Annotated in this window: 17 protein-coding genes and 1 riboswitch; of the genes, 11 read left to right on the top strand and 6 right to left on the bottom strand. The window is 45.7% G+C overall.

Annotation, left to right across the window (positions count from 1 at the left end; all coding sequences use genetic code 11):
• Positions 1–31: 31 nt before the first annotated feature.
• Genes D6855_RS05940 through D6855_RS05925 form a run of 4 tightly spaced genes read right to left on the bottom strand, consistent with a single transcriptional unit; the run spans position 32 to position 6,634 of the window.
• A complete protein-coding gene (locus tag D6855_RS05940) occupies positions 32–1,594 on the bottom strand; it encodes a glycoside hydrolase family 28 protein (RefSeq protein WP_120739025.1) in 1,563 nt (520 codons plus the stop codon).
• Positions 1,584–3,392 carry a GDSL-type esterase/lipase family protein gene (locus D6855_RS05935; RefSeq protein WP_120739023.1) on the bottom strand — a complete coding sequence of 603 codons (1,809 nt, stop codon included), beginning with the start codon at positions 3,390–3,392 and terminating at the stop codon, positions 1,584–1,586. Before D6855_RS05935 ends, D6855_RS05940 begins: the two co-directional genes overlap by 11 nt.
• Positions 3,392–5,560 (bottom strand): 1,3-beta-galactosyl-N-acetylhexosamine phosphorylase, encoded by a 2,169-nt coding sequence (gene gnpA / locus D6855_RS05930; protein ID WP_120739021.1) that lies wholly within the window; start codon positions 5,558–5,560, stop codon positions 3,392–3,394. The genes D6855_RS05935 and gnpA overlap by 1 nt, the downstream gene beginning before the upstream one ends.
• A 24-nt stretch (positions 5,561–5,584) precedes the next feature.
• On the bottom strand, positions 5,585–6,634 hold the full coding sequence (locus D6855_RS05925) for a glycoside hydrolase family 88/105 protein (RefSeq protein ID WP_120739019.1): 1,050 nt from the start codon (positions 6,632–6,634) through the stop codon (positions 5,585–5,587).
• Between the two features lie 175 nt (positions 6,635–6,809).
• Here D6855_RS05925 and D6855_RS05920 point away from each other — a divergent pair, with 175 nt between their 5' ends.
• The 4 genes from D6855_RS05920 to D6855_RS05905 all read left to right on the top strand — a co-directional run bounded on the left by D6855_RS05920 (position 6,810) and on the right by D6855_RS05905 (position 11,708).
• Positions 6,810–7,769, top strand: coding sequence for an AraC family transcriptional regulator (locus D6855_RS05920; protein WP_120739017.1), 960 nt, complete (start codon positions 6,810–6,812; stop codon positions 7,767–7,769).
• Positions 7,770–8,030: 261 nt separating this feature from the next.
• Complete coding sequence (locus D6855_RS05915) at positions 8,031–8,984, top strand: ABC transporter permease (RefSeq protein WP_120739015.1); 954 nt, start codon at positions 8,031–8,033, stop codon at positions 8,982–8,984.
• Positions 8,985–8,997: 13 nt separating this feature from the next.
• Positions 8,998–9,930, top strand: a complete 933-nt coding sequence (locus D6855_RS05910) for a carbohydrate ABC transporter permease (protein WP_120739013.1) — start codon at positions 8,998–9,000, stop codon at positions 9,928–9,930.
• Between the two features lie 56 nt (positions 9,931–9,986).
• Positions 9,987–11,708 carry an extracellular solute-binding protein gene (locus D6855_RS05905; protein WP_120739011.1) on the top strand — a complete coding sequence of 574 codons (1,722 nt, stop codon included), beginning with the start codon at positions 9,987–9,989 and terminating at the stop codon, positions 11,706–11,708.
• An 81-nt stretch (positions 11,709–11,789) separates the two neighbouring features.
• On the opposite strand, the gene D6855_RS05900 is transcribed toward D6855_RS05905, so the two are convergent.
• Positions 11,790–12,050, bottom strand: a complete 261-nt coding sequence (locus tag D6855_RS05900) for a DUF6171 family protein (RefSeq protein WP_120739009.1) — start codon at positions 12,048–12,050, stop codon at positions 11,790–11,792.
• Positions 12,050–12,835, bottom strand: a complete 786-nt coding sequence (locus tag D6855_RS05895; RefSeq protein ID WP_120739007.1) for a histidine phosphatase family protein — start codon at positions 12,833–12,835, stop codon at positions 12,050–12,052. Before D6855_RS05895 ends, D6855_RS05900 begins: the two co-directional genes overlap by 1 nt.
• A 107-nt stretch (positions 12,836–12,942) precedes the next feature.
• Here D6855_RS05895 and D6855_RS05890 point away from each other — a divergent pair, with 107 nt between their 5' ends.
• From D6855_RS05890 to D6855_RS05860, 7 genes are all read left to right on the top strand, one after another.
• Positions 12,943–15,000, top strand: coding sequence for a HelD family protein (locus D6855_RS05890; protein ID WP_158589478.1), 2,058 nt, complete (start codon positions 12,943–12,945; stop codon positions 14,998–15,000).
• A 10-nt stretch (positions 15,001–15,010) separates the two neighbouring features.
• Positions 15,011–15,652 carry an endonuclease III domain-containing protein gene (locus D6855_RS05885; RefSeq protein ID WP_120739004.1) on the top strand — a complete coding sequence of 214 codons (642 nt, stop codon included), beginning with the start codon at positions 15,011–15,013 and terminating at the stop codon, positions 15,650–15,652.
• 159 nt (positions 15,653–15,811) lie between these two features.
• Positions 15,812–16,435: a hypothetical protein gene (locus D6855_RS05880; protein WP_120739003.1), complete on the top strand. Its 624-nt coding sequence runs from the start codon at positions 15,812–15,814 to the stop codon at positions 16,433–16,435.
• 135 nt (positions 16,436–16,570) lie between these two features.
• A riboswitch (cyclic di-GMP riboswitch) is annotated at positions 16,571–16,646 on the top strand.
• A 102-nt stretch (positions 16,647–16,748) separates the two neighbouring features.
• The gene (locus tag D6855_RS05875) at positions 16,749–18,482 is read left to right on the top strand and encodes a methyl-accepting chemotaxis protein (protein ID WP_120739002.1); all 1,734 of its coding nucleotides are present in this window, start codon (positions 16,749–16,751) and stop codon (positions 18,480–18,482) included.
• A 153-nt stretch (positions 18,483–18,635) separates the two neighbouring features.
• Positions 18,636–20,588, top strand: coding sequence for a fructose-1,6-bisphosphatase (locus tag D6855_RS05870; RefSeq protein WP_120739001.1), 1,953 nt, complete (start codon positions 18,636–18,638; stop codon positions 20,586–20,588).
• A gap of 118 nt (positions 20,589–20,706) precedes the next feature.
• Positions 20,707–20,910 carry a hypothetical protein gene (locus tag D6855_RS05865; protein WP_120739000.1) on the top strand — a complete coding sequence of 68 codons (204 nt, stop codon included), beginning with the start codon at positions 20,707–20,709 and terminating at the stop codon, positions 20,908–20,910.
• Between the two features lie 224 nt (positions 20,911–21,134).
• Positions 21,135–23,168 carry a methyl-accepting chemotaxis protein gene (locus D6855_RS05860; RefSeq protein WP_120738998.1) on the top strand — a complete coding sequence of 678 codons (2,034 nt, stop codon included), beginning with the start codon at positions 21,135–21,137 and terminating at the stop codon, positions 23,166–23,168.
• Positions 23,169–23,201 lie beyond the last annotated feature (33 nt).

Genomic DNA, 23,201 nt, shown 5'->3' with positions numbered 1-23,201 from the left:
ACGAGCCTGGAGGCTATCCTCCAGGCTCTTATTATTTTCCAAGTTCTCTTCTTGGAACACTTGTCATATTCTCAAAAACAATCCCCTCACCGCAGTGCTCCATATGTATGCTGTCGAACCCTTCCGCAGGATCCTCCATCTCGATGTTCTTAAAGGTGATATTCCTTGCTTCGTGTCCTGGCTCGTCGAAACCGCACAGCAGAATGGAAGGGCAGTCGTGCCAGTCGTTCTTGCCGGCGTTGTTGTCAAGGAACCTGCCAAGAAGGTGCATGTCCTCAAAGTGGCAGTCCTCAAACACAGGTGGAACCGGGTGTCCCTCTCCGTCGTCATTAAAGGTTACGGAGTGGATCATCACATGGGAAGCAGTGATGTTCCTTACTACAACATCGCGAACGTAGCCTCCGCGCTTTTTGGTTCCCTTTATCTCAATTCCGGACCAGGTAGGCCCCATGTCGCAGTCCCAGAGTCTTACGCCTTCGATGCCGCCAGACATCTCAGAACCGATGCACAGTCCGTGTCCGAAGTGGCAGATGCTGTCAAAGACTCTGATGTTCTTAGATGGCCTTCCGATAATATTTCCCTCAGGATTCTTGCCTGACTTGATGGCAACAGAATCGTCCTCAGTATAGAAATCGCAGGCAAACAGGGTGGAGTTTGTGGATGAATCAGGATCCCATCCATCGCCATTCCACACGCCCTCTGACCTTATTGTGCAGTGGTCAGTTACAACGTTGTCAGAGTACACAAAGTGAAGATTCCAGGATGCACCAAAACCAAGGGTAAGGCCGTGTATCCAGATGTTCTGACAGTTGCTCATATTTATAAGCCTGCCTCTTGCCCTGTGGGCTATTGTTTCAGGCTTTTCATATTCTTTTATTCTATCGCCCAGGGATTCGATGAAATCCTTAAGGCGGACAGCTTCTCTTTTGGCAATGGCCTTTGCAAGCTCCCAGCCGCCACCCATGATGCTGCCTTTTCCGCGTATCACAACATTGCGGCAGTTGTAGTCAGCGTCATGATCAAGCTCGCCCATATTGATAAGGCTTCTGAAACACTCACGTTCATATCCCTCAAAGCGGCTCTTTATCATAGGCAGGTAGTCATCGGGATCTTTTGTTCCCTGAAGGAGACCGCCCTCATCAACATAGAGTTCGCTGTCTGAGTGCATGTTAAGGGCACCGGTTAAAAAAGTTCCAGAAGGAATGTAAACATAGGACTTTGCATCGCAGTCATCAAGCGCCTTCTGGATAGCCTTAGTGCACAGGGTCTTGCCATCCCCAACTGCATTATAAGGCGCCTTGGTAATGTCCAGAGCTCTCTTAGTAGCCCCGGTGTTTACTGTTATTATGCCAAGGCTGGTGGCCTTCCTGTCCCCAGATCCGGAAGGAGAGTCAAGCATTTCAATCTCAACTTTGTGAGCTGTACAGGGAGGAAGCCCAGAAAAAGAAAAGTGAGTCCTGTCTGCAACGCCAGCTTCTTTGCCGTCTAAATAGATTTTGTAAGCGGAGTTTTTAGTGGCAGTTTCTGGAAGATCCCAGAAAACCACAGCCTCAGTATCAGTGGATCTATAATCGATCAGAAATTCATGCTTCAAAGGTAATGTTCCTCTCTTTGATATCCTTTGCGATATCAATGAATCTCTTTAAGTAAATGTACACTTCTGCTCTTGTAATGTAGCTGCTCTCAGCAACAGGGTACCTTTCAATGATGGGATCCTCAGGCTTTGGAACTCTCTTGTCGATGCCAAGTTCCTTTGCCATCTTGCGACACTTTTTCATAGGGATATCTCTTTTGCCTGGATCCTTCTCAAGGAATCTCACGAGGATGCTGTCAAGCTCGTCGTAGGTAAGTGGGGCATCAGGTCTGAAAAAGAGCTTGTCCCCCTCGGAGTGGATAGTATCAGGGTCGATGAGATTCTCATCCCACAAAACATCCATGTATCCTGCATCCCATTCGGAAAAGCTTATATCCTCAAACCTGCCTGAATATGGGCGTTTGCCTGTTATCCTAAGGGCCTTGAACAGCGTCATTAGTAGCTGCGCCCTTGGCATAACTGCGTAAGGATGAAGATACATTACGCATGGGTCCATAAGACAGGCGTGGAAGGCCTCTTTAAGTTCGTCCATGGCTGGATAATCTTTGATGTCCACGTAGGGCATATCTATGGAAAAGATATCAGGCTCCGGTTCTTCCTTTGGAAGGAGCCTTATGTCGCTGTCTCCAGGCCAGAACTCTGGCTTAAGTCCGTTGTCGTAGTCTGCAAGAGGATTTGAAGAACCTCTTTTCCTGAGCTCTTCCATAAAGAAGTTGGCGATAAGGACGCCGCCAAACTCGTTGGTGTGTGTGACATCACCAGGAATAAAGTAGTCTCTTGCGTAGGGCCCTAGCACGATCCACTTATCAAAGGTCAGATCGTGGAGGTCAACAAATGTGACGTCGAGGTCATGGGAAAGCTCCCAGACTGCGTCCCTGTAATCCTTTAAAAGCGAGTAGTTATGGCCGTTTTCATCCCTTAGAGGAATGCGGCTGATAGGAGAGCAGAGGATGACTTCAGCCCCCATCTCCTTGATCTCGCGAACATAGCGCTTTAAGTTGTCGGTGTAACCCTCGAAGGGCTTTAAGTTCCTGCGCTTCTGGTCGTTGTGACCAAACTGCAGGATAACCACATCTCCAGGGAGAATGCGCTTAAGCATGATGGCGTAGTGGTCATCGTCCCTGAAACAGTTGGTGGTAAGTCCTGAGTGGGCAAGGTTGCAGACAGCAGCCCCTGTGATAAATCTGGTGAGGGTCTGTGCCCATCCGCAGCAGGAGCCGTATGGATAATAAGGAAATCCTGTGTGCTGGTCAGTTACGGTTGAATCGCCTCCAACCCAGATGACTGGCAGATCCTTTCTGCTTCCTATTATTTCAAAAGAGATACAGGCTCCATCAAAGGCTTCTTTGCTTACGCCAGATCCTGTAAAGCTGACGTAGATCGCAAGGTCCTCAACGGGCTTGCTTGAAAGGGCAGGGATGTAGGGAGTTACGTTAACTCCAAAGGAGCGCTGATAGCTCTTTCCCGCCTTGATATTGACTTTGTTATCAAGCATGTTGCGCCTTGATGTGAACACTGTCATGTTCTCGATGTCGTGGTTTGTAACATCGATCCTAAGGTCCACAGAGTAGGTACCTGGTTCCGGGACAGCTATGCGATATATGATAACTTCACGTCCTGTAGTATCTACCTGTTCAAGGAGATCTCTTTTTATCCAGCCTCCGCTCTTTAAGGCTCTTTCATGATCTGTGATTGATGTGACCTGTGCCATTTCCGGCTCCCAAAAGCCACAGCCTTCTGCATCTGTATATAGGTTTTCCTGGTATGAACCAGTTATCTTGATTGTTTTCTTAAACATTAGATGTCGACGATCCTTGTTTCAAATGGCTCCAGATCCCTGATGGCAACAGAGCCTTTTTTTGCAGCGATGGTGGCAGCCTGTGGTGTTGAAGCGTTGTTGATAACCACCATCTTTCCGCTCTTTTCAAAATATGCACATTCAACCAGAGGGTTGTCTGTGATGTAATTGCTATTAAGAGGCAGTCCCTTGGCGTAGAGAAGAAGGTTAAGTAGGAGCCTGTTGTTCTTGTCGCTGGTCTCGAAGGTCGACAGGTAAATACCCTTGCCCTTTCCAAACTCGTTGACTGTAAGAAGTGGCTCTTCCTTTTCTGAAAGAAGGACCTTTGCCTTGCCATCAGTAAGGTGTATCTTGCATCTTGATGGAACATAGCTGCCTTCTGGAATAAGACCGTCTATCACAGTCTTTTCGAAGGACCACTTGCCATGGCATGCCCTTGCAGGAGTATCTTTATCAACTCCAAGAACAGAGGACATTCTGAAGGCTGTGTCGTAGCAGTCTACAGCGGAAGGCTCATTGACGCCAATAAATGTGCCGCCTGCAAGAACCCAGGAGGTGATCAGCTCTTCAATGGAAGGATCATTCCATGCATCTCCGCCGCTCCATGCAGTGCCCTTGGAGCCTGCGTTTATCACAACGTCGTAGTGCTGGAGAGCACCTTTTTTAACATCGTCAAAAGAGATATAGTCAACATCCACTGGAAGTCCTGAGAGGGCCTCGTTTACGTGGATGAGGTCATACATGTAGGTCTCGTGGAAGTGTCCGCTTAAGGTCCAGCTCCTGAGCTTGCCCCAGGCGTGAAGCACAGCTACCTTAATTGGCAGAACAGTAGGTGCGCCTTCCTCGTGGAGATCCTTGATTGCTCTGAACTCATCGGAGATCTGGGTGATGTAGTCCACGAAATCAGGGAAGTCCTCTACCAGGTGAAGGTATCCGCCAAGGCCGATCCTGTCTATCTTGGCGCGAAGCATTGCGCGTCTTGTCTGTACCCAGTACTTTCTGGCATCCCTTGTGGGATCGCCGCCAGCCTTGAAGGTTGGAAGTCCGCCTAGTCCCACAGGGAACAGATATGGGTGGAATCTCAGCTCATGAACAGGCGCATCAGCTCCTGCACACAGTCTCACCTCATAGCCAGAGAACACACATTTTATAAGGCCGTCAAAGCCGAATTCCTTAAATCTCTCTCCGTATGGTTCAACGCCAACCCAGCTGTCGTCATAGAAAACGTAAGCTTTTTTGCCATAGCTGTGAACGATGTCCACAAGCTTTTTTCCAAAAGAAACTACGAACTGATTAACGTGGTCCATGTAGTCCTTCTGGGTCTTGATGGGCGGGGTGTGGGTAACGTGGAAGGTTCCCTTGTTGATGAAATCCTCAGCGCAGAGCTTGTAGCCGTACTTTTCTGCAAAGAGGTCCAGCATCTTAGGGCTTACTGTGAAGTCGTAGGAACCCCAGTCAGTGAAGAGATAGCGGTTACGGACACTGCTTCCCCACATCCATACGAAGTTATAGAACATGGAAGTAAAGCGCACAACATTAGTAGCAGGGTGAGTCTCACACCAGTTTCTGAGCCACTCAAGAAGGTACTCCTGAGTCTCAGGATAGATGGGATCGATCTGCATAAGATGCTCTTTATTCCAGTTGTTGGTGGTGTGATTGTACATTGAGATCTCTTCCCAGATCCTGTAGGCAAGGAAGCTTACAGTATATCTGTGGAAGGGAATGGCATTGCTTATGATGACGTTCTGAGCTTCCTTCTCATAGGTCCAGAAGCTGCTCTTAACTTCTCTGCCAGTGGTCCTGTCAAAAACCTGCCAGTACTTCATGGATTCGGCGGAGTCGTTGATGGCAAACTGCTGGTCGAAGAAGTCGTCCATAAGATGGAAGGTCAGAAAAGAGTCCCTGGCAACCTTGGGCTGAGTCATGAGGAATGACTGCTGAAGCTTGTCCTGGTTCTTTTTTGCCCACTCGTTATGATCTCTGATGATACAGATGGTTGAATATATGTCGTAGTCTGAGTTTGTGATCTCGTCAGACAGCACAGTTCCGTCGCTGTCCCTTATGACGTCTGCTCCCCATTTATCTGCAAGCTCCAGGGTGAGTTTTTCAAAACCCGCTTCCCCTGGAAGAGTGAAGCTCCCTTTTTTGTGAGGTATGTTGTTTGCCATTGTTGTTTCCCCCGAAACATTATTTTATAGAGCGCCGTCGCTCCTGATCTTGTCGTAATTTAAAAGCTTGGAGAAGTATGCAAGTGCAAGTCCCTGTCCCCAGCCCTGGATCCAGTCTCTTGAGATTCCGCGATAACCTTCTCTGTCCTTCATGACAGCAGTTCCACCAGATACGTTTAAAACTCTGCCGTCCTCTGATACGTTTTTAAGAAGCCCCTTGGTAGCCTTGTTGATGTACTTGATGTGGAGAGGATTTCCCTTGTTGATCATTGCTGCTGCGATACCGCAGGAAGCAGAGATCTCTTCGTAAGATTCTGGATCATCAAGGATTGTCCTAAAGAGTCCGTCCTCAGTCTGAAGGAGCTTGATCGATGCCAGCTGCTCGTTGAGAGAACCTACGATATCAAGGAACTTAGGATACAGATAGCACTCAGGAAGTATCCTTCCAACCTCGGACATGGTGTAGGCTGCCCAGGCATTGGCTCTTCCCCAGAAGAATCCGGACATGTGGTCCTTGGTGATATTGTTGTATCCGTGATAGAAAAGACCTGTTGCAGGGTCCTGAAGATACTTGATGTGCCAGTAGTACTGATTCAGCGCATCGTCAATAAGTGCCTCGTCCTTAAGAAGAACGCCAGCCCTTAAGAGGAAGAAGGCAGCCATGAAAAGAGTGTCTGCCCAGCACTGCTCCGGGAAGTCGTTATTGACTGAAACTGTGTGCTGAAGTACGTGGTCACCGAATCTTAGCGCTTCTTTTTCTATGTAGTCGATTTTGCTCTTTGCGATATCCAGATACTTCTCATCCCCTGAATATTCGTAGAGGGACAGCATCGCATGGCCCATGGCGCAGGTATTTACTGTCCATGATGGGAGGCCAAGCTCTATGTATTCATCGATACGCTCTTTTAAGAGCTCTATATATTCCTTATTACCAGTAGCGTTATAGGCCTCGCAGACTCCGTAGTACGCAACTCCTCCTGGCCAGTCCCAGGTCAGGTCCATACGCATGGTGCGCTTTACGATCCTGTCGATAACGCTCTCGATCTCTTTTTTGTCATAAGTCAGATTTGCCATAAAACATTCCTTTCAGGCATAACTATGGTATTTTGACCAAATTATATTTTTATATGGTCGAAAAGTCTAATCAAGTAGATTAAAAAACTGTGCAATTTCAACTATTTGATGTTAATATATTCCTTGGATGAAATTTTACGGTTAACTGATATATGTTTTTATAGAGGAAAAGAGTATGTCTAAGCCTAAGAAAACAATGATAGAATACAGGAATTATGAGCTTCCGCTGCATTTTCCAGTGTTGGTTTTAACTGGAGAAGAGTGGTACATATCTGATGTAAAGTCAGGAAAACTCCATTTCCACAACTGCCTGGAGATAGGCATCTGCCACAAAGAGGGCGGATTTATGGAGTTTGGAAGCGAAGTGGTTCCCTTTAGGGCTGGGGATGTGACCTTTGTTTCGAGGAATGTCCCTCATACAACCTATTCAGCCAAAGGCCAGAGTAGCCTCTGGTCCTACATCTTCGTCAATCCTGAAGAGCTCTTCAAGGGCGTGTTTGATGGATCTTCTCCATATAGCGACATCTTCAGCGACATGACCCAGAACCTGCAGCTGGTGCTCGACAAGGCTTCCTACAAGGAAATCTACTTATTAATAGAACAGATCCTTGAAGAGATGAAAAATAAGGATATGAATTATCAGATATCAGTAAAGGGGCTGTTTTTAGCTCTTTTCATGAAACTTATGAGGATCTATGCAGGCCAGAGACAGGAGATGCTGGAGAAAAAGGAATCCCATGAAAACGCCATTGTTATCACGCCTGCGCTGGATTTCATAAGAGAGAATTACATGCAGGACTTCTCTATAGAAGACCTGGCTGACATGTGTCATTTGAGCCAGACTCACTTTAGAAGGATCTTCCATGAGATCATGAACACGAGCCCTCTGGACTACCTCAACACCACGAGAATACTGCAGTCCTGCATACTTCTTAGGACTACGGAGGACTCCATATTGTCTGTTTCTGAGCAGGTGGGATTTCGGTCTGTATCCAGCTATAACAGGCATTTTGCAGAGAAGATGGGCTCTCAGCCCAGTGATTTCAGGCGCAAGATGACCAAGATCGACAATGCTTCCATTATGAAATACACAGGCTGGACTCAGGCGGAGAAACTCACGGAGAGCAGGAAATAAGCGGGTTTTGAGATACTTGCGAAACATGAAAAACGATAAAGAGCCGGATAAACCGACCGGCTCTTTAATTTTGCGCAAAATCGAACATGATTATTTGTGCGAAATTACTAAAAACACCCATACAGTTTTTGGTGAAACTAACATAGTGCATATTTTGGTCGAAAATAAATGGTTGATTATGCAAAGTTTTTTTGACTAAGTGAATAGATAACCAATCTAAATTATTTTAGTATGATGCTATGAAAGGAAGAGGTAATTTGTATGAGAAAGGCAAGCAGTAAAGGGGGAGCTGCTGTTTCCACATCATCAGGTTGGAAGCAGAGTCTTAAGAGAGACTGGCAGCTGTATCTTCTTCTCCTTATTCCACTTATTCTTGTAATTATATTTAGCTTCGGTGCTTATCCAGGTCTTCGAATGGCCTTTATGGATTATAAACCTGCCAAGGGTTATGCAGGCAGTAAATGGGTTGGATGGGCAACATTCCGCAAGGTATTTAAGGATGCGGACTTCTCAAGGGCTCTTAGGAACTCCATCGTATTTAATGTTCTTGATCTCTTTGTTGGATTCCCAATGCCCATCATCCTGGCACTGATCCTCAACGAGCTCAGATATCAGAAGTTCAAGAAGGTATCACAGACGATCCTGTATCTTCCACACTTCCTGTCATGGGCCATCATCGGTAGCGTGGCTCTGACAATGTTCAAGCCCACAAGCGGACTTGTAAACATAGCAATGATGAACTTTGGATGGATCCAGGAAGGAATACCTTTCCTTAATGAGAAATGGCACTGGGCGATAACATATCTTCTGATAGGCGTCTGGCAGTCCATGGGATGGGGCACGATCCTGTACCTGGCAGCCATAACAGGTATCAGCGGCGAGCAGTATGAGGCGGCAATGATCGACGGCGCCAACCGCTGGCAGAGAATGATCCACATCACACTTCCGGGTATCAGGAGCACCATCGTAACGCTTCTTATTATGAACCTGGGACGTGTAATGGGCAGTAACCTCGAGAGACTTACATCTCTTGGAAATACACAGGTTAAAGAGTTCCAGTATCAGCTTGCTGTTTATATCTACAACAAAGGTATCGGCAATAACAAGTTCAGTATGGCTACTGCGGTAGGTCTTTTCCAGTCAGTAATCGGAGTTGCACTTGTTCTTATATCTGACAGGATAGCCAAGAAGCTTGGCGAAGACGGACTGTTGTAGGAGGTTGTTATAAATGGCTAAGGCAAAAGAGATTGTAAGAAGCGAAGAGAGCTTCTCAGCAGGTGGAGCTCACGCTGTAAATAAATTCAAAATAAGCGACGGGGTAATGATGCTTGTCATCATCCTCCTGTGCGCGACCTGCGTACTGCCATTTGTTCACGTGGCAGCCAAGTCAATATCGGGCAACACAGCAGTAATGTCTCACTCAGTATACTTCTGGCCCAAAGACATCACCTTTGATGCCTTCAAGCAGGTGTTTGCTGACAGTTCAATGACATACTCAATGCTGTTTTCAGTAGCGGTTACACTTTTGTTTACTCTTCTTGGAATGATCGTCTGCACATGCGCAGCATATCCTCTTTCCAAAAAGAGACTTAAGGGAAGAAGCACACTGGCATTCATCCTGATGGTTCCAATGTACTTCTCAGCTGGTATCATTCCACAGTACATCCTGTACTATCAGCTTGGAATCCTTGATACTTTCTGGGTACTGATACTGCCACTTATCTACTCTCCATATAACATGCTGATCATGAAGAACTTTTTCCAGAGTACAATTCCTGACAGTTTGGAGGAGTCAGCTTTCCTTGATGGAGCAACCAACTTCCAGATCCTTTGGAAGATCGTGCTTCCTCTGTCAAAGCCAATCATCGCAACACTTTCCCTTTTCTATGCGGTGGGCAGATGGAATTCATACGCTGACAACATGTACTACACCAGATCTTCAGAGCTTAAGATGATCCAGTACAAGCTCTATCAGCTGGTTGCATCAGCTACAGAGGCACAGAACGCATCTCTTGCTGATACAGGAGCAGTAGTTCAGGCAACACCTGAAGTTTTGCAGGCAGCCTGCATCATGTTTGTAACTATTCCGATCATCATCATCTATCCATTCCTTCAGAAGTACTTCGTACAGGGAACAATGATCGGTGCGGTAAAGGGTTAAGGACATTACCCCTGAGGGGGATAACAATAACGTGTCAATGTAAAAGGAGGATTACAATGAGAAAGAAGTTTTTATCAGCCATTCTCGCAATGAGCATGGTAATGGGACTTGCAGCTTGTGGCAACAATGGTCCAGTTCCTACAGCAAATGACAGCGCAGATACAACTGAGGCTACTGAGGCACCAGCAGCTGAAGCTCCTGCAGCAGAGGCTACAGACGCAGTAGCTGGTATTGATGGATGGGAGCCATTTGGCGATCAGGTTACACTTAGAGTTGCAGTATACGACAGAGGTGATGCTGGTAATGGATGTTCAGATGTTGAGAACAACTACTGGACAAACTGGGTACAGGAGAACTTCGGTGACAAGTACAACATCAAGGTAGAGTATGTAGGAATCACACGTTCAGACGTTATGACAGACTACGCTATGCTTGCTTCTACAAACACACTTCCTACTCTTTGCATGGAGTATGACTACGATAAGCTTGCTACATGGGCATCAGACGGATACCTTCAGCCAATCGATCTTGAGCAGTTCAAGACAGTTGCTCCTACATACTGGGCAAACATGGAAGAGAACGGCCTTACAGGCTATACACAGTTTGATGGCGATGACTACATCGTTCTTGGTAAGAGACCTTATGGTAACACCAACTACACATTCGTAACATGGTACCGTAAAGACTGGCTCAAGGAAGCTGGCTATGACGGAGCATATCCTGCTACAAATACAGAGCTCCTTGAGGCTCTTGGCAAGATGGTTGAGAACGGACACAAGTATCCTATGAGTGGATCAAAGGTTGCTGGTGCCGGCGCAGACCAGAACTACATGTTCAGAGATTATCCACAGGATGAGAAGACATGGTGCACAACAGGTGACTACCAGATCCCAGCTCTTTCAACAGAGGCTCAGAAGAGACTTCTTAAGTGGAACAACGAGCTTTACAACGATGGTTACCTTAACCCAGAGTATTACCTTAGAAGTGTTGATGATGTAAACGCTGACTTCGTAAACGGAGAAGCTTTCCAGTGGTCAGGATATGTTTCATCAACAATGGATGTACTTAATTCTTTCTATGAGAACAACCCAGACGCAGAGCTTGGCGTAGTAGTTTGCGACAGCAAGTTCGTTCAGGACAGCACATGGGGATCAAGCAACGCATTCAGACCAAACAACATCTTCGGCGCAATGGTTGGTTTTGCTAACAACGCAACAGAGGATGAGGTTAAGGCTGGTGAGATGTATCTTGAGTGGATGGCTCAGGATGAGAACCTCTTCACAATGACATGGGGTCTTGAGGGTGTTAACTTCAACTTCGACGATAACGGCAATCCTGTAGCAGTTGGTGATCAGACAGGTCTTCCAGAGCAGCAGGGCCACAACAACAACGTAGACTACTGGATGGTAGTTACAGCTTCAAAGTCATTTGGCGACATTGAGTCAGACATCAAGGCAATCAATCCTCAGGGACTTCCTCAGGACTTCTATGATGACATCCTTGCTAACTACAAGGGACAGCTTGCACTCTATGAGTCAGGATACGCTAACGTTGACTGTCTGTTTGGTGGAGCACTTGAGTCAGTTACAGAGTATGGCACATCACTTAAGGAAGAAATTTATCCTGAGTTCCGTGACCAGCTTGTAATGTGCAAGCCTGATGAGTTCGATGCTCTTTACGAGGAGCTTTCACAGAAGTACCTCGATGCTGGATACCAGGAGATCATCGACGAGAGACAGGGAATGCTTGACGCTGGAACAACAACTAAGCTTCAGTAAAATTGCGTTTACTAATCTGATAATTATAATCTGCAATTTTTGAAGAGAAAGGGCGATGCTTTTTGGCATCGCCCTTTTTTATTACCATTTTTTACCTGGACAGTGAGCTCTTTTGGAAAGAGCTCTTATCTCAACGTAGCACCCACACTTAAGGCAGGTGGCATCTATAAGCTTGTCGCACTCCTTGCACAGGGCAAGTCGCTTTTTATATTCTTCATCCGAGGACCTTTCGTCATCAGACATTAGCTGCCTTGTTTTTTCGACCTGGGCGATCACATCGTCCTTGCCAGCCATTTCAAATAAAAGGCATCTTTTGCAGCCACCGGTAGTCTCTTTTTCCATCAGTGTCTCTCCCCTTCGTTTTCAAATCTCTCGCAGAATCTTGCAGCAAATGAAGGCTCTTCGCCGCCCATGGTAAGATGCGTAATATCGCCGATCCTCAGGGCTCTGAAGATCGCTATGCCCTTTTCCCTCTCTTCCGTAACAACCTCTGTCACAGAAGTTGGCGCCATGGCAAAGAACTGAAGTGGCACAAAGGGTGATATGTTAAAGAGGTGAGAGAGCATAACGCAGGTGACTCCAAAGTGGCAGAAAAGAGCTATAGTCTTATCGTTACCTTTTACCGCCTCGTAGATATCACCGTTTCTCTTATATCCATGTTCTAAAAGGAACTTATCAAAGTTCTCTATTATGTTGTCGTAAACAGAAAGAGTATCGGACGCCTTAACTACATCTGACTCCCTCCAGGCTTTTGGATCAAAGAGCTCCGGGTGATGAGCGTAGTAGGATGGCATCATGTCCCAGACAATTCGCTTCTCATACCCGCTACCGGATGCATCCATTTTAAGCTCGCTCTTATAGGCGCTTTTAGTATCTTCACTTGCCTTATTTGCATCAAACAGGGCCGGGAATTCCTGGAGCCATTCGTATGTAGTTACGGGAAGTGACAGCTCTTTTAACGAATAATCAGCTGTGGCTCTGGCTCTTCCAAGAGGTGACTGGTACACCTCATCTATTCCAAAGGTCTTAATGCGCTCTGCAAGAAGCTTTGCTTCCACATTTCCTTTATCTGTAAGACCGTCGATCACATAGTCCGGATCTCCGTGTCTGAAGAATAATAGTCTCATATCATATGCCTTTCTTAGCCAAACATATAACTGCATTATACACTAACTGTCCCTTGCGGGGATATGTTATACTGAAAAGATACAGAAGGGTTAAAAAGGTGATTTCCATGAAAAAAGAAATTTTCGATAAAGAGCAAAAACATCTGACCGAAACCTATGAGAAACTTCTTAATAAGAAGGAAGAGATAGTTGATCAGATCGCAGCCCTCAACGAGAAGGCTGTTGCTGACAAAAATGATATGCGTGACAATATCCGTTTTGACTACGCTGATATTGAGACCACCATGGAGACCCTCACTGAGATTGAGGTCTGGAACCGCTACATTGATACTTATAATGTAGAGAGCAGTTCTCTTTCCAAGAAACTTGAAACTGTAAATAAGCTCCTGGAGTCCCCTTACTTTGCCAAGATCAGTCTGCAGTTTGATCCATCGGAGGAACCGGAGAGTTACTATATTGGCCGCGCGGCTATTTCAGAAAAGGGACCAAACCAGCTGATCGTTGACTGGAGGTCTCCAATTGCAGAGGTCTACTACAACCAGGAGATGGGCCACACCAGCTATACCGTGGACGACAGGGAGATCCCTGTGGACCTTAAGCTCCGCCGTCAGTTTGACCTATGCAAAGACAAGCTGATCTCGTACTTCGACACCCAGCTTGCCATCGAAGATCCGCTGCTTCTTAAGTCTCTTTCCCAGACCCACACAGACAAGATGCAGGCCATTACAGCCACCATCCAGAAGGAGCAGAACACGGTTATCCGTTATCCGGATGTTCCTGTTCTTCTTGTGGACGGAATTGCAGGAAGTGGCAAGACGTCAGTACTTCTTCAGCGCATTGCATATCTCTTTTACCAGAAAAGAAAGACCCTGCGTCCGGATCAGGTCTGCCTTATGACACTGAATCCTGTGTTCAGGGAGTACATAGATAATGTTCTTCCGGATATGGGTGAGACCAACCCTCAGACCCTTACATGGAGGGAGTTCCTTCTTTCTGAGAATGTTCCTTATAATGACAGCGACTATGACGATACGGATGCCAGCGACCTTGAGAAGATAAGGGACGAGCTGGAGACGCTTGTTCCTGAGGCTGATGACTTCTTTGACATCAGGCAGAAGGAGAGTGTTGTCCTTACAAAAGAAGATGTCCTCTCTGTTGCTTCTAAATATAATAAGAAGTTCCCGCTTGGAATAAGACTTATCCAGATAGCTTCTGATGAGCTCGAGCAGAGGGCCAAGAATAATCTCCACAACATGGATGATGGAACGGGAAGTGACTCTGACAGTTCAGACAGCACAGCCAAATCTGAGGCTGCTGAGGACAACCGTATTGAGAATGACTATGGCAGCGCCCTCAGCACAATCAGAAACTGCAGCTTTATCAATGTGACTCACATCATCCAGAGGATCCTCGGGGTTAAAAAAGTTACTCCCGCCCAGTGGCTCTATACCAGAATGCTACTTACAGGAAGAGGCGACAAGAACATGCGCTATGTCATGGTGGATGAGGTTCAGGACTACACCAGGGCTCAGATGATGGTCTTTGAGAAGTTCTATCCGAACGCAAGATTCATGCTCCTTGGAGATGAGTTCCAGGCCATTCGCCAGGGCACAGTTAAGTTTGCAGAGATCGCGCAGATGGCTGAGGATGCTGGCAAGAAATTTGTCACCCTTCCTCTTATGACAAGCTATCGTAGTTCACCTGAGATCACGGACAAGTTTGCAGCGATCCTTCCTGATAAAAAGAAGATGATGGTTTCTTCCGTAAAGAGACCAGGTGAGGAAGTTTACGTAAAGGCCTGCAAGACTGATAAGGAGTATGCTTCTGAGCTCTCCAAAAAGATAAAGGAGTTTGGAAAAGAGGAGGGCCTTACAGCAGTTATATGTAGGGACCCAAGCAGCGTAGATGCTATCGTTGCTGCTCTTGGAGACAAAGCGCCACAGATAATAACTGGCGCAGATGCTCTTCCAAAGACAGGAGTGTTTATCTTAGAGCTTCCATATGCCAAGGGCCTTGAGTTCGACCACGTGATCCTTGCAGATGCAGATGAAAAGACATATCCAGATGATGAACTTGGAAGGCACTGCCTCTACACAGCCATGTCCCGTGCTACCCAGCATCTGGCAGTTATAGCTAAAGGCGAGCTTGCAGCGAACGTAGGATGAGAGGTTTATCATGACCAAGAAACAACTGGCACGTGAAGTAATAGACAGACTTAAAAAAGAATATCCGCAGTCCCACTGCACTCTGGCCTACGATAAGGCCTGGCAGCTTCTTGTGAGCGTTCGCCTTGCTGCCCAGTGCACAGACAAAAGAGTTGATGAGATAACTCCTCTATTATATAGAGAATATCCAACAGTTGAGGCTCTGGCTGCAGCGCCTGTAGAAGCCATAGAGAAAATAGTTCGTCCCTGCGGCCTTGGTAATTCCAAAGCCCGTGACATCTCAGCCTGCATGAAGGTGATCCATAAGGAGTATGGAGATAAGGTTCCTGACACAATGGAGGAACTCTTAAAACTCCCTGGCGTCGGCAGGAAGAGCGCCAACCTTGTCCTTGGTGATGTGTATGGCAAGCCTGCCATCGTTACAGATACCCATTGCATAAGGCTTTCAAACCTCATAGGCCTTGTAGATGATATCAAGGAGCCAGCCAAGGTGGAAAAAGAGCTGTGGAAGATAGTACCACCAGAAGAGGGAAATGACCTGTGTCACCGCTTTGTAGACCATGGAAGGGCAGTGTGTATCGCAAGACGCCCTAACTGCGGGGAGTGTTGTCTTAAGGATATCTGCAAGACCGGTAAGAAGGCGAAATTATAAACAGGGTATAAAACATTATTAAATAAACTTAAACGTTTACGTAAAGTACATTTTGTGTGTTACTATGATGAAGGTTGCTAGATGTAGTGACCTTCATTTTTTTTTGTTACATTTCACTACTAATAAATATTCATTTTCTTATGAGGAGGAAAAAGGATTATGAAAAAACAGAAGTTAGAAACAGTAGTATCATTTGGACTTGCATTTGCTCTTGCAGCAGCTCTTTTAGTTGGATGCGGGGAAGTGAGCCCTGAGACAGTGACAATCGAGGAGACAATGGTTCCTCAGGCTGAGTCAGTTCCAGAGTTGGAAGCGCCTGCAGCAGAGGTTGAAGCAGACATGGCAGTTGAGCAGGGTGTCTATGAGGATGCCAATGGATGGAGCGTTAAGTACGACCCGGAAGTTATCACAGTTAATAACGGTGGACCTATCTCAACCTTTGTTTACACTGGTGAGAGCGCAGGCACAAATATGATCACTGCTTCTTATAATGTAGACAGTGATGCAAAGACAGCTATCGATGAGCTGGCAAAAGAGTGGGGCAGCGCAGCACAGACTCATGAGTCAGTATTCCCTGGAACAGAAGATGTTACAGGATACTGGGCAATGCTTCTTCCATCAAGTGAGGGGTCTGGTCTTTATGAGACAGCCATTGCAAGAGATTATATGGATGGCTACCTTCTCTTTGAGGTAACAGGTCACAACTGCGGTGATGATTCCATCGACATCCCAGTATCTGACGCTCTTGCAGGTATCATCGACTCTATTGAGTTCAAGAATTGATATAAAATTCTTTTGTGCAATTTTGCTAATTAGTAAACGTTTTAGTCTGATTGACATAATGCAATTCATAGAAATAGAGAATATTTATAAACTTTTTATTGATTTTTAATAAATTGGCCGATATAATCCTCTATGTTTCGATAAGGGCAAAGCAAGCGAAAGCTTGTGGCGCAAAGCTATAGGGACTTTAACATGTCAGCCAGTTGCAGTTTATATTTATTCGATTTGCAATGAATTTTAAAAGCATGGGACATGTGTTCCATGCTTTTTTGTTTTGAATGGATTGCAGGAGGCAATCAGAAAGGTAATTATTATGAACAAGAAAACCAGAAACATGGTCCGCACAATTATTCTTATCGCATCAGTACTTGCACTTCTTATGGCAGGATGCGTAGGTTATATTGGATTCTCTCATATCAAGAGCGCATACCTCACATCTTTTTCAGAGGGACTTCACGCAGCAGCTACACTTCTTGATGATGAGATCTCACACCAGTTTGAAGGTGACTGGCATCTGTCTGATGATGGAGAGCTTTTAAAGGGCGAGACACCTGTACACGATATCTATCAGGGACAGCTTGATGCACTCCACGAGAAGACAGGAATGCACTACACAATCTTCTATGGAAATACACGTTATATCACATCTTTAGTAGATGCTGAGACTAACAAGCGTATGGAAGGTACTAAGGCTTCTAATGCAGTAGTTGATGAAGTACTTAGAAAAGGCGATGAGTACCTTGCTGAGAATTTCGAGATCGGTGGCCAGAAGTGGTATGCATACTATCTTCCACTTAAGAATGATGATGGAAGCGTAGTAGGTATGGTATTTGCAGGTCGCGACACATCTATAGTTGAAGCTAACATGAAGGCAGCTCTTTATGCCATCATTGGAACATTTGTAGGATTCTTCTTATTTAACTTTGGTGTTGCAAGATTCCTTATCAGCACAACAAGTAAAGCCATCCGCGATATTATCGGAGGTCTTAAGAACCTTGAGGACGGTGAGCTTTCTTTTTACATAAATGATCGTACCTTTAACCGTAAGGATGAGCTTGGCGTTATCGCTGAAAGCTCAGCCCAGGTACGTGACAAGCTTCAGGATGTAATCAGTGCAACCAAGAAGCTTTCAGATGACGTAACACAGTCAGGTATCAGCCTTGCTACATCTGCTGAGACAGCTTCAAGAGTAGCAGAGCAGGTTACATGTGCAGTAGAGGATATCAGCAGAGGCGCAGCTTCACAGGCTGAGAGCGTAGAGACTTCAGTTAACAACACTAATGAAATGGGTGACAGCATCGACGATATCACAGATAGAATCGAGGAGCTTTCAGCAGCAGCTAACGATATGCTCACTGGTGCAAAGCGTACAGTTGATACACTTGGCGACCTTATGGACAAGAACGCAACAGTTATGACTTCTATGCAGGATGTTAATGCACAGATTCGTCAGACTAACGATTCTGTAAAGAGCATTGCAGAGGCTTCAAACATGATCACAGAGATCGCTCAGCAGACACACCTTCTTTCACTTAACGCTTCTATCGAGGCGGCAAGAGCAGGTGAGTATGGTAAGGGATTCTCAGTAGTTGCATCTGAGATCGGTGTTCTTTCAAACCAGTCAAAGCAGGCAGCTGAGTCAATCAATACTATCGTAGAAAAGCTTGTAGAGGAGTCCAAGAAGAACGTTGAGATCATTGAGACTCTCAGCGAGAGTGTTCAGGAGCAGAACTACCAGCTCACAACAACTAAGGACGACATGGACGTAGTAGTAGATAACGTTAACAGCGTAGAGAGTTCAACAAAGATGATCGCTGACAAGATCCGTCTTCTTAACCAGCTTAAGAGCAGCTTCTCTGACATCATTTCTGAGCTTTCAGCAATCTCACAGCAGAACGCTGCTTCTACACAGGAGACAAACGCTTCTATGGAAGAGCTCAACGCAACCTTCTCACTTATCAGCAACGCAGCTAATGAGCTTCGTGACATGGCTGAGACACTTAACGAGAAGATGTCATACTTCACAATCGAAGAGAAGACAGCATAATTCATATATATAGATTTCACAAGCCCGGTTCACCAAAAGAGCCGGGCTTTTTTTATTGATTTCGCGCAATGACATTTGTGCTTGTTTTCTATAATAATTAATACATCTTAAGAAACGTAATGTATCATGCCTTTTATTTATTGGGGGAGAACAATGAGAGACATAGAGTATCTGCGTTTATTATCCAAGGAATTTCCTAACTCCAGGAAGGCTGCAGCAGAGATCATCAACCTGCGGGCCATCTGTGCTCTGCCAAAGGGCACGGAGTATTTCTTTTCCGACATTCATGGTGAATATGAAGCATTCTCGCACCTGCTTAGGAGCTCGTCAGGTATCATCCGTGCCAAGATCGAAGAGACCTTTGGCAATCAGATGACAGAGGCTGACCAGCTTCAGCTTGCAAACCTTATCTATTACCCGAGAGAGGTTATTGGCAACATCAGACACGATGAGAGCATCCCGGCAAAAGAGCTGTCGGAGCACCAGAAGATAACCATAAACCGCCTGATCTCCATCTGCCGCGTGGTAAGCTCCAAATACACCCGCAGTAAAGTTCGTAAAAAGATGCCGGCAGACTACGCCTACGCCATTGACGAGCTGCTTCATCTTGATATGAACGATCCCAACAAAAAGCTCTATTACAGCGAGATTGTAAACGGGATAATAGAGATCGATTTTGCTGATGAGTTTATAATCGCCCTCTGCGAGCTGATCCAGAACCTGACCATCGACTCTCTTCACATCATCGGAGACATCTTCGACAGAGGTGCAAGACCTGACCTTGTCATGGAGGAGATCATGAACTTCCACGATGTTGATATTCAGTGGGGCAACCACGATGTGGACTGGATGGGAGCAGCCTGTGGTAACAGCGCCTGCATCGCCAACGTCCTTAGGATCGGCACAAGCTACAACTGCTTCGATGCCCTGGAGGATGGATATGGGATAAACCTTCGTCCTCTTTCAATGTTTGCGGCAGAAGTTTACAGGGATGACCCCTGCGAGTGCTTCAAACCACACCTTCTTGATGAGAACAAGTACGATTCAGTCAACCCAAAGCTTGCAGCCAAGATGTGCAAAGCTATCAGCGTTATCCAGCTAAAACTTGAGGGACAGCTCATCAAAAGGCACCCTGAGTATGGCCTGGAACACAGGCTTCTTCTTGATAAGATCAACTACGAAACCGGTGAAGTTACTATAGAAGGCAGGACTTACAAGCTTGACGATACCAACTTCCCAACTATTGATCCTACAGACCCCTACAAGCTTTCTGAGGGTGAACATGAGCTTATGCGGACACTTCGCTTTAGCTTTATCCACTCGCAGCTTCTTATCAAACACGTGCAGTTTCTGTATTCCCATGGGGCTATGTATCGAATCGTCAATGGTAATCTTTTGTACCATGGCTGTATCCCCATGGACGCAGATGGCAACTTTACACCCATGACCACCAGAGATGGAAGCTTTTCCGGAAAAGAGCTGATGGACTACCTTAACGTCAAGATCCACGACGCATTTTTCCTTGACCCAAGGGATGATGCAGATAAAAAGCAGGACGCAGTGGACCTTATGTGGTATCTGTGGTGTGGACCTAATTCACCTCTTTTTGGAAAAGACAGGATTACTACTTTTGAGCACCTGTTCCTTAAGAATGAAAAAGAGCTGTGCAGAGAGAACTTCAATCCTTACTACAAATATTCCGCCATGGAGGCCTACGCTGACAAGATACTTAAGGAGTTTGGCCTTGATCCGGACTGGGCCCACATAATAAATGGACATGTTCCTGTTAAGGCAGGAAAGGGAGAACATCCGGTAAAGGCTGGTGGCAAGCTTTATATCATTGACGGCGGAATATCCAAGGCTTACCACGAGCAGACTGGAATTGCAGGATACACGCTTATCTATAACTCACATCATATGGCTCTTGCAGCCCATAAGCCCTTTGTAAAGGGAGGGGAGAATACTCCCACCATCGAGCTTATCGAAAAAACAAAAAAGAGGATCCTTGTCAGGGACACAGATATTGGAAAGAGCCTTATGCGCCAGATAGATGACTTAAAAGACCTGTTAAAAGCCTTTGAAAGTGGAGCTATTAGAGAAAAATAAAACTGTTTATAAAAAAGTTATTTGACGCTTCCCAGTTTAGTATTTACAATAGCTACAAGAGTGGAACTATGCTCAATTCAAATTGCTGATTAACATGAATTGAAAGGATACGTCTAGTATGGATGCTAACGGATTAAGCGCAGAACAGCAGGCACTGCTTGCCAGCATAATGGGTAAATCCTCACAGGCCGGTGGAGGCGGTGGCTTTAGTGCGGCTTCAGTTCAGCCAGCAGCACCTGCAGCAGCACCAGCGGCAGCAGATCCTGGTAAGATGCTGAGCCAGGCTGAGATCGATGCCCTCATTGCGTCCATGGGCAAATGATTTGTCCATGTCATATTGAGAAATAATATCAAAAGAACTCTCCAGGCAGGAGGGTTCTTTTTTCGTGCAAAAAGCTATTGTGGGCGGTTGGTGATTATCGATGAAATGATTATTAAATTATTATAAAAACGCACATCTGCCCAGGGAATTAATTTATAATTTAATCGTATTAGTTTATGTTAACTGTTTTTAGTTAAAAAATTTACAGTGATGGAGCGGATACTATGGGAAAAGAAAAAACTGAGAAAAAAGTAGGACTGGTAAAGGCAGGTAAGAGCGTAAGTGCTAAGCTGCTTAGCGTTCTCATTCCAATGATGGTCGTTGGTATTGTGATCATCATGCTTGTTGTGTTCTCCCAGGCAAAGAGCATAATCACAGATCTTGCCATGGGCAATTTGCAGAAGGAATCTGAGTTCTATGCAGAGCAGATAGGAAGAGAGATCACTAACCTTCAGGAGTATCTTGATGCACAGGCAGATGCTCTTTCAGCAATATCATTCCCAAATGATACTGCTATGGCAAGCTTCCTTATTCCTACCCTGAGCAAGAATCCATATGTTCCAAATGGAATGTATCTTTCTACTTCAACCGGAGACTGGATCGATCCTTCAGGATGGGTTCCAGATCCAGACTATATTCCAATGGAGCGTGACTGGTATAAAGAGGGAGAACAGCATGCTACTTTCCTTGCCGGGGAACCCTATATAGATAGTGACAGTGGAAGCATGGTTGTTTCTTTTACCAGAAAGGTTAAACTTGCTGATGCCAGAGAAGGTGTAGCTTCTTCTGACTATACTCTCGATGGAATCATGGAACAGATCGGATCCCTTAAGCCTGTTAAAACTGGCGGATGTATGCTCCTCTATCACGATACTATACTTTCATACTTCAAACCTGAATTTAATGGAACCAGAGTTTCAGAGCATCCTGAGGCTAAGTTCCTCCAGGGAGCTTATACCTTCTCTACTACAGGATCTACTGACGTAGTTGAGATTGAATCAGAAAATGGTCTTACATATCTTGTTTCAGCAAACCAGATCCCTGGTACAGAGTGGGTACTCATCTCATCTGTTGCAGAGGGAGATGTCATGGCGCAGCTCAATAAGTTCAAGATCATCTGCGCTATTATTGTTATCTTCATGATCCTTCTTGTAGCAGTTATCATGTATGTACTGATCAACAAGATGATCACTAAGCCAGTTGGAAACCTTACAGCAAACATCACAAGGATCACAGATGGTGACTTCACTGTTGAGATCCCTGAGGGCGGTGAGGACGAGATTGGCCTTATGAACAACAACATGAAGAGCTTCGTAAACCACATGAGAGGAGCTCTTGGAAATATCAAGGACGAGACTAACAAGCTTGCATCTGAAGCTGAGAACAGCCGTGATGCTTCCGGTAAGCTCAATGTACAGGCTACAGAGCAGTCCAGCAACATGAACCAGATCAGAGACGCTATGAATGGTATGGCAAGTGCAGTTACAGAGCTTGCCAACAACGCAACAGAGCTTGCTACAGAGGTTGCTGACCTTATGGAGCAGGGAAATGGCGCAAGAGATACTGTAAAAGAGCTTGTTGTTAAGGCTCAGGATGGTCAGAGGGATATGGATGTTGTTCAGAGGGGTATGGATAAGATAGCTGGATCCATGACTGAGATGAACACAGACGTACAGGCAGTTGGCGAGTCAGCTAAGAAGATCGACTCCATCATCGAGATCATCAGCTCAATCGCTGATCAGACAAACCTCCTTTCACTCAATGCTTCTATCGAGGCTGCAAGAGCAGGAGAAGCTGGTAAGGGCTTTGCAGTAGTAGCTCAGGAGATTGGACAGCTTGCTGCAAACAGTGCTGAGTCCACCACAGAGATTGGTAAGATCATCACTGAGATTTCACAGCAGATCGCAGACCTTTCTGAGAAGTCACAGTCCAATATGGATGAGATCAAATCAAGCACAGAGGCTGTTCAGACAGCAGGCAAGACCTTCGAAGAGATCTTCTCAAGTCTTGATGAGACAAGTGCTACTGTACAGGCAATGATCGACAAGATCGGAAACGTAGACACAATCGCTACATCCGTTGCAGCTATCTCTGAGGAGCAGAGTGCAAGTACAGAAGAAGTTACAGCTACAACTGATAACCTGGCTGTATCTGCACAGCAGGTTGCTCAGGAGAGCCAGGGAGTTGATGACAGTGCATCTACTGTATCTGCATCAGCAGCAACTATCGAAGATTTTGTAAAAGACTTCAAGATATAATAGTGACAAAGTGGGGTGAAATATATTATCATT

Origin of the sequence: Butyrivibrio sp. CB08 (assembly GCF_003625485.1) — a bacterium.
GTDB lineage: Bacteria > Bacillota > Clostridia > Lachnospirales > Lachnospiraceae > Butyrivibrio.
Note: the sequence above shows the minus strand (reverse complement) of the source record. Positions and strands in the feature narration are given on the sequence as shown.

Excerpts from the sequence above, each read along its gene's own strand:
- D6855_RS05935 (WP_120739023.1), bottom strand. The coding sequence starts at position 3,392 with ATGTTTAAGAAAACAATCAAGATAACTGGTTCATACCAGGAAAACCTA.
- gnpA (WP_120739021.1), bottom strand. The coding sequence starts at position 5,560 with ATGGCAAACAACATACCTCACAAAAAAGGGAGCTTCACTCTTCCAGGG.
- D6855_RS05925 (WP_120739019.1), bottom strand. The coding sequence starts at position 6,634 with ATGGCAAATCTGACTTATGACAAAAAAGAGATCGAGAGCGTTATCGAC.
- D6855_RS05920 (WP_120739017.1), top strand. The coding sequence starts at position 6,810 with ATGTCTAAGCCTAAGAAAACAATGATAGAATACAGGAATTATGAGCTT.
- D6855_RS05915 (WP_120739015.1), top strand. The coding sequence starts at position 8,031 with ATGAGAAAGGCAAGCAGTAAAGGGGGAGCTGCTGTTTCCACATCATCA.
- D6855_RS05910 (WP_120739013.1), top strand. The coding sequence starts at position 8,998 with ATGGCTAAGGCAAAAGAGATTGTAAGAAGCGAAGAGAGCTTCTCAGCA.
- D6855_RS05905 (WP_120739011.1), top strand. The coding sequence starts at position 9,987 with ATGAGAAAGAAGTTTTTATCAGCCATTCTCGCAATGAGCATGGTAATG.
- D6855_RS05900 (WP_120739009.1), bottom strand. The coding sequence starts at position 12,050 with ATGGAAAAAGAGACTACCGGTGGCTGCAAAAGATGCCTTTTATTTGAA.
- D6855_RS05895 (WP_120739007.1), bottom strand. The coding sequence starts at position 12,835 with ATGAGACTATTATTCTTCAGACACGGAGATCCGGACTATGTGATCGAC.
- D6855_RS05890 (WP_158589478.1), top strand. The coding sequence starts at position 12,943 with ATGAAAAAAGAAATTTTCGATAAAGAGCAAAAACATCTGACCGAAACC.
- D6855_RS05885 (WP_120739004.1), top strand. The coding sequence starts at position 15,011 with ATGACCAAGAAACAACTGGCACGTGAAGTAATAGACAGACTTAAAAAA.
- D6855_RS05880 (WP_120739003.1), top strand. The coding sequence starts at position 15,812 with ATGAAAAAACAGAAGTTAGAAACAGTAGTATCATTTGGACTTGCATTT.
- D6855_RS05875 (WP_120739002.1), top strand. The coding sequence starts at position 16,749 with ATGAACAAGAAAACCAGAAACATGGTCCGCACAATTATTCTTATCGCA.
- D6855_RS05870 (WP_120739001.1), top strand. The coding sequence starts at position 18,636 with ATGAGAGACATAGAGTATCTGCGTTTATTATCCAAGGAATTTCCTAAC.
- D6855_RS05865 (WP_120739000.1), top strand. The coding sequence starts at position 20,707 with ATGGATGCTAACGGATTAAGCGCAGAACAGCAGGCACTGCTTGCCAGC.
- D6855_RS05860 (WP_120738998.1), top strand. The coding sequence starts at position 21,135 with ATGGGAAAAGAAAAAACTGAGAAAAAAGTAGGACTGGTAAAGGCAGGT.